The organism is Streptomyces sp. S6 (assembly GCF_054880855.1).
In genome coordinates this window covers 21,672-30,877 of the sequence record NZ_JBTYMC010000055.1, presented here as the reverse complement: position 1 = coordinate 30,877, position 9,206 = coordinate 21,672, and the positions used below count along the sequence as shown (strand labels likewise).

Genomic DNA, 9,206 nt, shown 5'->3' with positions numbered 1-9,206 from the left:
TCGTCGGCATGACCGGCGTCCAACTCGGCGAGCACCAACGCTTCGTCTTCGGCTGGGCGTTCGGCACGACGCTCGTGATGACGGCGACGGCGCTCGCGACGGGCGCGCTGCTCCTGCTCGGGGCCGGTCCGAACGCCGTAGCTCTCGCGGGGTACGGGTTGTTCTACGTCACTCTCGGTGTCGTCAACCCGAACCTCAACGACCTCCTGCACCACCGCGTCCCGGACGACCGCCGCGCCACCGCGCTCTCCGTCCAGTCGCTGGCACTCCAACTCACCGCTGCCACAACGGGGTTGATCATCGGCCCGTTGTCCGGCAACGGTATCCTGCCGTGGCTGCCCCCGCTCGCGGCGCTCCTCGCGGTGACCCTGCTCTGGAGCAGGCCGCTACGCCAAGTAACCGCAGAGCAACCGGTTTCATCAGATGGACAGGAACCGCGGACTGTCGAGTCCTCGTGATAAGGGTGGTGGTCCGGGAAACCCCGGACGGGTTTGCGGATCGCCCCCTGCGGTACCCCTCGCAAGAGCGGGCGAGTCTACCCATCCGCCCTGCCAGCCATGCGCCGCGCGGCCACTTTTCTTCGCCTGACGGGCTGAAGTTTTGTGGTTCACGGGTCAGTTGACCACCTCGGCGTCCTACCCTTCAGAGGGTGAAGCAACTGATGTCCCGAGAGTCCGAAGACCCGGCCGGCGAATCGCCGCTCCCCGGCGTCCTTCCGGAGGCCCTGTTCGCCGAACTCGTCGCCTTCCGCCGCGACGTGCACATGCACCCCGAGCTCGGCAACCAGGAGTTCCGCACGACGGCCGCGATCAAGGCCCGCCTGGAGAAGGCCGGCCTGAAGCCACGCGTCCTCTCGGGGGGCACGGGACTGGTCTGCGACATCGGCATCGACAAGGGTCCGGTGTCCGACGGCAGACTCGGTGCCAAAAACTCCGGCGCCAAGACCCCCGGCGTGACCACCCCCGCCGATTCCCCGGGCCTCTTCGCCCTCCGCGCCGACATCGACGCCCTCCCCATCCCCGACACCAAGTCGACCTGCACCTACCGCTCGACGGTCCCCGACCGAGCCCACGCCTGCGGCCACGACGTCCACACCACCGTCGTCCTCGGCGCCGGCCTGGTCCTCGCGGAGCTGCACCGGCAGGGGAAGCTCCCCCGCCCCGTGCGGCTGATCTTCCAGCCCGCCGAGGAGATCCTCCCCGGCGGCGCGGCGGACGCGATCGAGGACGGGGTGCTGGAGGGCGTCGGAAGGATCGTCGCCGTGCACTGCGACCCCAGGGTCGACGCGGGGAAGATCGGCATCCGGGAGGGCGCCATCACCTCCGCCTGCGACCGGCTGGAGATCGCGCTGGACGGTCCGGGCGGCCACACCGCCCGCCCTCACCTCACGACCGACCTCGTCACCGCCGCCGCGCGCGTCGCCACCGACGTCCCCGCCCTGGTCGGACGGCGTGTCGACACCCGCGCCGGGCTCGCCGTCACGTGGGGCCGGATCGAGTGCGGGCACGCGCCGAACGTGATCCCGCAGCACGCGGAGCTGTCCGGCACGGTCCGCTGCCTCGACATCGAGGCGTGGCGGCAGGCCCCGGACATCGTCGTCGCCGCGATCGACGAGGTCGCGAACATGCACCACGCCAAGTCGGAGATCAACTACGTCCGGGGCGTCCCCCCGGTCGTCAACGACCCCGAAGTCACCGGCCTGTTGAGGGACGCGATGACGGCGCGGCGCGGCGCGGAGTCCGTCGAGTCCACCGAACAGAGCCTCGGCGGCGAGGACTTCTCCTGGTACCTGGAGCACGTCCCCGGCGCGATGGCCCGTCTCGGCGTGCGCACGCCGGGTGAGCGGACCGTGCGCGACCTGCATCAGGGGAACTTCGACGCGGACGAGCACGCCATCACCGTCGGCGTCGAGCTGTTCACCGCCGCCGCGCTGCTGGACGCGGTGACGAGGACGGCGTAACCGCTTTCCGCGAAGGGGCGCCCCGGAATCACCGAGTTCCGGAAAGCGCCCCTTTGTCGTACCCCGTCACCTCGCCGTAACCCCCTGTGCGCAGCCGTAACGCGGGCTCGGCACGAATCGGTAACGGCCGGGAGAAACCCCGTTCCTCTCCTCTTCTACGCGCGTTACGGTGCCCGAAATCGCCACCGAGAACGGCTTGTTGGGGGAGCCTTCACGGAGGGCTCCACCATGTGAGGGGACTCGTCATGCGTCATCGGATATCCAGAGGGACCCAGGTCGCCGCGGTCGTGGCCGCCCTCGCGTTCGCCGCCACGGCCTGTGGCGAGTCCAGCACCAGCTCGAACTCCAAGAAACCGGAAGCAAGCGGTTCCTCGGCGGGCGGCTACGCCGGCAAGGGCGTCGGCCTCGCGTACGACATCGGCGGCAAGGGCGACCAGTCCTTCAACGACGCGGCGTACGCGGGCATGCAGAAGGCCATGACCGACTTCAAGATCCCCGGCCGGGACGTCGAGCCGCAGGACGGCGAGTCGAGCGCGGACAAGATCCAGCGGCTCACCCAGCTCGCGCAGGCCGGCTACAACCCGGTGATCGGCGTCGGCTTCGTCTACGGTCCTGCCGTCAAGGAGGTCTCCGCGAAGTTCCCGAACACCACCTTCGGGATCATCGACGACGACACGGCCAAGGCGAAGAACGTCGCCGACATGGTCTTCCACGAGGAGCAGGGCTCGTACCTCGCGGGCGTCGCCGCGGCCAAGGCCACCAAGAAGAAGCACGTCGGCTTCATCGGCGGCGTCAACATCCCGCTGATCCACAAGTTCGAGGCGGGCTTCGTCCAGGGCGTGCAGTCCGTCGACAAGTCCATCAAGATCGAGTCGCAGTACCTGACCGAGACCCCCGCCGAGGGCGGCTTCTCCAGCCCCGACAAGGGCAAGGCGGGGGCGAGCGGCCAGATCGACGCGGGCGCGGACGTCATCTACGGCGCGGCCGGCCTCTCCAACCAGGGCATCATCAGCGAGGCCGCCGCCAAGAAGGTCTGGGCGATCGGCGTCGACTCCGACCAGTACAGCCAGTCCGCGCTGGCCGCGTACAAGGACTTCATCCTCGGCTCCGCCACCAAGAACGTCGGCGGCGCGGTGTACGACCTGGTGAAGTCGGTCGTCGACGGCAAGCCGCAGTCCGGCGAGATCCGCGGCTCCCTCTCCAACGACGGCGTCGGCTTCTCCGACACCAACCCGAAGTACAAGGCGATGAAGGACGTCGTGGCCGCCGTGGACCAGGCAAAGAAGGACATTGTCGACGGCAAGGTGACCGTCAAGATCACCAAGTGATCTTCTTCTTTCACCCATACGCCCCTCGCGTGAAGCGAGGGGCGTATTGCTGTCCGTAATCTGAAACCAGAATGTGGCCACAGCTCGGTAACGGACCGGACAGAAGGGTTTTTCCTGCCGGTCTACGCGCGTTACGCTGCCGCGGAACCAGCGCCTGGTATAGGGCGCCTGCACAAAGGAGTCTCGCACCATGCGCCGGGTTTCCCGTCTCACGCTCGCGGGTGTCTGTACCGCAGCACTCGCCGTGACCGTTTCCGCCTGCGGAAGCTCGTCCACGTCGTCCACGTCGTCCGCAGGTGAGAAGAAGAACCTCGGCCTCGCGCTGGCGTACGACGTCGGTGGCAAGGGCGACCAGTCCTTCAACGACGCCGCGACCGCCGGTATGGACAAGGCCGACAAGGAGTTCGGCTACAAGTCCAACGCGGTCGAGCCGCAGGACGGCGAGTCGGACGCGGACAAGACGCAGCGCCTGGAGAGCCTCGCGAAGCAGGGCTACAACCCTGTCATCGGCGTCGGCTACGCCTACGCGCCGGCCGTCAAGGAGGTCGCGGCGAAGTACCCGAAGGTCACCTTCGGCATCGTCGACGACAACACGATCAAGGCCGCGAACGTCGCCGACCTCGTCTTCCACGAGGAGCAGGCGTCCTACCTCGCGGGTGTCGCCGCCGCGAAGGCCACCAAGTCCAAGACCGTCGGCTTCGTCGGTGGCGTGAACGTGCCGCTGATCCAGAAGTTCGAGGCGGGCTTCCGGCAGGGTGTCACGGACACGGACAAAAGCGTCAAGGTCAAGTCGCAGTACCTGACCGAGACCGCCGCCGAGGGTGGCTTCTCCAGCCCCGACAAGGGTGAGTCCGCGGCCGACGGCCAGATCGACGGCGGCGCCGACGTCATCTACGCCGCCGCCGGCCTCTCCGGCCAGGGCGTCATCAAGGCCGCCGCGGCCAAGAAGATCTGGGCGATCGGCGTCGACTCCGACCAGTACAACCAGACCGCGCTGGCCGCCTACAAGGCGTCCATCCTGACCTCGGCCATGAAGAACGTCGAGGGCGCGGTGTACGACCTCGCCAAGTCCGTCCACGACGGCAAGCCGCAGTCCGGCGAGATCCGCGGCTCCCTCACCAACGGCGGCGTCTCCCTCTCGAACTCCAACCCGAAGTTCGCGGACGACGCGGCCATCCAGGACGCGGTGAAGAAGGCGGAAGAGGGCATCAAGTCCGGGAAGATCGTCGTCAAGACGACTGTCTGACACCGGTCACGGGTGTCGTGATGACACCGTTACCGCTCAGCGACGGGGTGCGTGGAGGTTCGTCTCCCTGCACCCCGTTCGCGCGGCACAATGCTCGGAACGGATCGAGGCCGAAAACAATCGATCGGATCCGGGCTCTATTTAAAGTAGGGGCGCTACGCGCGTAGATGGCCCCTTTCTCAAGGAGAGTGCGCCATCGACGCGTCCAGCAGCCCTCCGCCCACCGCAGAGTCGCAGACCGCGGTCGAGCTGGCGGGCATCACGAAGCGGTTCCCCGGGGTCGTGGCCAACCACGACATCCACCTGACCGTCAAGAAGGGCACCGTGCACGCCCTGGTCGGCGAGAACGGGGCCGGCAAGTCGACGCTGATGAAGATCCTCTACGGCATGCAGAAGCCGGACGAGGGCACGATCACGGTCGACGGCGAGACGGTCGCCTTCAACAGCCCCGGCGACGCCATCGCGCGCGGCATCGGCATGGTCCACCAGCACTTCATGCTGGCCGACAACCTCACGGTGCTGGAGAACGTCGTCCTCGGCAGCGAGAAGCTGTACGGGATCGGCGCCGGCGCCCGCAAGAAGATCAAGGAGATCTCGGACCGCTACGGCCTCGGCGTCCGCCCCGACGCGCTCGTCGAGGACCTCGGCGTCGCCGAACGCCAGCGCGTCGAGATCCTCAAGGTCCTCTTCCGAGGCGCCCGCACCCTCATCCTCGACGAGCCGACCGCCGTCCTCGTCCCCCAGGAGGTCGACGCCCTCTTCGGCAACCTCCGCGAGCTGAAGTCCGAGGGCCTCTCGGTCATCTTCATCAGCCACAAGCTCGGCGAGGTCCTCTCCGTCGCGGACGACATCACCGTCATCCGGCGCGGGACGACCGTCGGGACGGCGATCCCCGCCGAGACGACCCCCCGCCAGCTCGCCGAGCTGATGGTCGGCAGCGAGCTGCCCACCCCGGAGACCTCCGAGTCGACGGTCACCGACCGGGCCGTCCTCCGTGTCGAGGGCCTCACGGTGTACGCGGCCGGCGGCGCCTCCCTCGGCGCCTCGTCCGGCGTGGAGGGCCAGCCCGCCACCGGCGAGGTCAAGAAGGTCCTGGACGACGTCACCTTCACCATCCACGCCGGCGAGGTCATGGGCATCGCCGGCGTCGAGGGCAACGGCCAGACGGAGCTGATCGACGCGCTGATCGGCACGAAGAACGCCGACTCCGGGACGGTCGCGTTCCTCGGCGAGGACATCACCCCCTGGCCCACCCGCAAGCGCCGCGAGTCCGGCGTCGGCTACATCCCCGAGGACCGCCACCGCCAGGGCCTCCTCCTGGAGTCCCCCCTCTGGGAGAACCGCATCCTCGGCCACGTCACCGAGAAGCCCAACGCGAAGGGCTTCTGGCTCGACCCCAAGGGCGCCCAGGCCGACACCCGCCGGATCGTCGAGGAGTACGACGTCCGCACCCCCGGCATCGACGTCACCGCCGCCTCCCTCTCCGGCGGCAACCAGCAGAAGCTGATCGTCGGGCGCGAGATGAGCCACGACCCGAAGTTCCTGATCGCCGCGCACCCCACGCGCGGCGTGGACGTCGGCGCGCAGGCCCAGATCTGGGACCGCATCCGCGAGGCCCGCCGCGAGGGCCTCGCCGTCCTCCTGATCTCCGCCGACCTCGACGAACTGATCGGCCTGTCCGACACGCTCCGCGTCATCTACGACGGCAAGCTGGTCGCCGACGCGGACCCGGCGACGATCACTCCGGAGGAGCTGGGGTCGGCGATGACCGGCGCCGCCAGCGGACACCTGGAGCACATGGAAGAAGCTGAAGCCACCGAAGGGGAGACCGACGCCCGATGAAGAAGTTCGACAAGGAGCGCGTGCTCCTCGCGGTGGCCGGTCCGGTCATCGCGCTCGTCGCGGCGATCCTGCTGACCTCGGTCGTGCTGCTCGCCTCCGGCAAGAACCCGATCGAGCCGTACCGGCTGATGCTGGAGCAGATCCCCTACTCCGACATCCAGGTCCTGATCATCAACCAGGCGTCGATGTACTACATCGCCGCCCTCGCGGTCGCCCTCGGCTTCCGCATGAACCTCTTCAACATCGGCGTCGACGGCCAGTACCGCCTCGGCGCCCTGGTGACGGCGATCGTCGGCGCGCACGTCGCGCTCCCGGGGTTCCTCCAGATCCCGCTGCTGCTCCTGGTCGGCGCGCTGACCGGCGCGATGTGGGCGGGTATCGCGGGCGTCCTCAAGGTCACCCGGGGTGTCTCCGAGGTCGTCGCGACGATCATGCTGAACTCCATCGCGACCAGCCTCATCGGGTACCTCACCCTGCGCGACAACTTCGGCGTCCTCGTCGGTGACAACGTCACGACCGGGGTCATGAAGGACTCCGGCTGGATGCCCGGCATCAACCTCGGCGCGGACGTCGGCGAGATCTACGGCCTCGTCTTCCTCGCGGCGGCCCTCGGCGTCGCGTACTGGCTCGTCCTCAACCGCACCCGCTTCGGCTTCGACCTGCGCGCCACCGGCGAGTCGGAGACGGCCGCCGCCGCGTCCGGCGTCGACGCCAAGCGGATGGTCATCACGGCGATGCTGGTCTCCGGCGCCGTCGCCGGCATCTCCGGCCTCCCGCTGCTGCTCGGCGACGCGCACACCTACAGCCTGAGCTTCCCGGCGGGCCTCGGCTTCACCGCCATCGGCATCGCCCTCCTCGGCCGCAACAACCCCGGCGGCATCGCGCTCGCCGCGCTGCTGTGGGCCTTCCTCGACAAGGCGTCCCCCGCCCTCGACTACGCCATGCCGGTGGCGTACGAGAAGGAGATCGCCACGATCATGCAGGGCCTGATCGTCTTCGCCGTCGTCATCAGCTACGAGGCCGTACGGCAGTGGGGTCTGCGCCGCCAGCAGAAGCAGGTCGGCGCGCAGCTCGCCGCCGAAGCCGCTCAGAACGTCAAGAAGGAGGTGGCGGTCTGATGGCCACCGCGACCGTCGCCAAGCCCCAGGCGAAGCAGCCCGGCAAGGGCAGCCGCCGTATCTCCCTGCCGGTCCTCCTGCTGATCATCGCGGGCGTGCTGGTCCTGACCTCGATCGTCCGCCTGATCTCCGGCGCCGACGGCATCACCTCCACCGGCCAGATGTCGACGGCCCTGCGCCTCGCCGTGCCGATCGGCCTCGCCGGGCTCGGTGGCCTGTGGGCCGAGCGGGCCGGCGTCGTCAACATCGGCCTCGAAGGCATGATGATCCTCGGCACCTGGTTCGGTGCCTGGGCGGGCTACCAGTGGGGCCCGTGGGTCGGTGTCGTCTTCGGCATCCTCGGCGGCGCGCTCGGCGCCGTCCTGCACGCGATCGCCACCGTCACCTTCAACGTCAACCACATCGTCTCCGGTGTGGCGCTGAACATCCTGGCCCTCGGCCTGACCCGCTACCTGTCGAAGTTCACCTTCGAGGGCGCCCCGCAGGGCTCCTCCAAGCAGTCCCCGCCGATCGACTCGCTCGGCAACTTCGACATCCCGGGCCTCTCCAGCTGGCTGGAGACCCTCAACGACAAGCACTGGTTCCTGATCTCCGACATCGCGGGCCTCGTCGGCGGTCTGGTGACGAACCTGTCCCCGCTGACGGTCGTCGCCGTCGCGCTCGTCCCCGTGACCTGGTGGGTGCTGTGGCGGACGGCCTTCGGGCTGCGGCTGCGGTCCTGCGGCGAGAACCCGGTCGCGGCCGAGTCCCTCGGCGTCAACGTGTACAAGTACAAGTACCTCGCGGTCATCATCTCGGGTGGTTTCGCGGGCCTCGGCGGGGCGTTCCTGTCGATCGTCGCGTCGAACGTGTACCTCGACGGCCAGACCGCCGGGCGCGGTTACATCGGCCTCGCGGCCATGATCTTCGGCAACTGGATGCCGGGCGGCCTCGCCCTCGGCGCCGGCCTCTTCGGCTACACCGACAGCCTCAACCTCCGGGGCGGCACGACCAACGTCCACGCGCTGCTCCTGCTGCTCGCGCTGGTGCTGGTCGCGGCGGCGGCGTACCAGGTGTTCCGCAAGAAGTACGTCTCGGCCGCGATTTCCCTCGTGATCTCCGTCGTGATGTTCGTCTGGTACGCCAACACGGACGAGGTTCCCCGCCAGCTCGTCACCGCCGCGCCCTACCTCGTCACCCTCCTCGTCCTCTCCTTCTCCGCACAGCGCCTGCGGATGCCGAAGGCGGACGGGCTGCCGTACCGGAAGGGGCAGGGCAAGTGAGCGTCGACTGGGAGCAGTTGAGGGGGGTCGCCCAGGAGGCGATGTCCCGTGCGTACGCCCCCTACTCGGGGTATCCCGTAGGGGTCGCCGCCCTCGTCGACGACGGCCGCACGATCTCCGGCTGCAACGTGGAGAACGCGTCGTACGGCCTCGGCCTGTGCGCGGAGTGCGGGCTCGTGTCGGAGCTGCACCGCACGGGCGGCGGCCGGCTGACCCACTTCACCTGCGTCGACGGCAGCGGCGACATCCTCGTCCCCTGCGGACGCTGCCGTCAGCTGCTGTACGAGCACGGCGGCCCCGATCTCCTGCTGGAGACCCCCGAGGGGATCCTCCCCCTCTCCGAGATGCTCCCCCAGGCCTTCGGCCCCGGACACCTCACCAAGTAACTCCCGTGCGGTCCCCCTTTCTTCAGGTGTCAGGGGGGCCGCACTTCCTTCGGAAGGAACCAGC

7 protein-coding genes and 1 pseudogene are annotated in these 9,206 nt (G+C 68.8%); all 8 read left to right on the top strand.

Translation table 11 applies throughout. From position 1 onward, the window contains the following. Nucleotides 1-458 (top strand): annotated as a pseudogene (locus ACVNF4_RS10760) (hypothetical protein); the annotation flags it as partial. Between the two features lie 203 nt (nt 459-661). Continuing rightward, nucleotides 662-1,960: an amidohydrolase gene (locus ACVNF4_RS10755; protein WP_461802503.1), complete on the top strand. Its 1,299-nt coding sequence runs from the start codon at nt 662-664 to the stop codon at nt 1,958-1,960. Nucleotides 1,961-2,205: 245 nt separating this feature from the next. Then, nucleotides 2,206-3,288 carry a BMP family lipoprotein gene (locus ACVNF4_RS10750; protein WP_461802502.1) on the top strand — a complete coding sequence of 361 codons (1,083 nt, stop codon included), beginning with the start codon at nt 2,206-2,208 and terminating at the stop codon, nt 3,286-3,288. Nucleotides 3,289-3,478: 190 nt separating this feature from the next. Next, nucleotides 3,479-4,534, top strand: a complete 1,056-nt coding sequence (locus ACVNF4_RS10745) for a BMP family lipoprotein (RefSeq protein ID WP_461802501.1) — start codon at nt 3,479-3,481, stop codon at nt 4,532-4,534. 195 nt (nt 4,535-4,729) lie between these two features. Beyond that, nucleotides 4,730-6,376: an ABC transporter ATP-binding protein gene (locus ACVNF4_RS10740; protein ID WP_461802504.1), complete on the top strand. Its 1,647-nt coding sequence runs from the start codon at nt 4,730-4,732 to the stop codon at nt 6,374-6,376. Continuing rightward, the gene (locus tag ACVNF4_RS10735; protein ID WP_461802500.1) at nt 6,373-7,494 is read left to right on the top strand and encodes an ABC transporter permease; all 1,122 of its coding nucleotides are present in this window, start codon (nt 6,373-6,375) and stop codon (nt 7,492-7,494) included. Before ACVNF4_RS10740 ends, ACVNF4_RS10735 begins: the two co-directional genes overlap by 4 nt. Beyond that, nucleotides 7,494-8,756 carry an ABC transporter permease gene (locus tag ACVNF4_RS10730; protein WP_461802499.1) on the top strand — a complete coding sequence of 421 codons (1,263 nt, stop codon included), beginning with the start codon at nt 7,494-7,496 and terminating at the stop codon, nt 8,754-8,756. The genes ACVNF4_RS10735 and ACVNF4_RS10730 overlap by 1 nt, the downstream gene beginning before the upstream one ends. Beyond that, nucleotides 8,753-9,142 (top strand): cytidine deaminase, encoded by a 390-nt coding sequence (locus ACVNF4_RS10725; RefSeq protein WP_461802498.1) that lies wholly within the window; start codon nt 8,753-8,755, stop codon nt 9,140-9,142. Before ACVNF4_RS10730 ends, ACVNF4_RS10725 begins: the two co-directional genes overlap by 4 nt. The last annotated feature ends 64 nt before the right edge of the window (nt 9,143-9,206 follow it).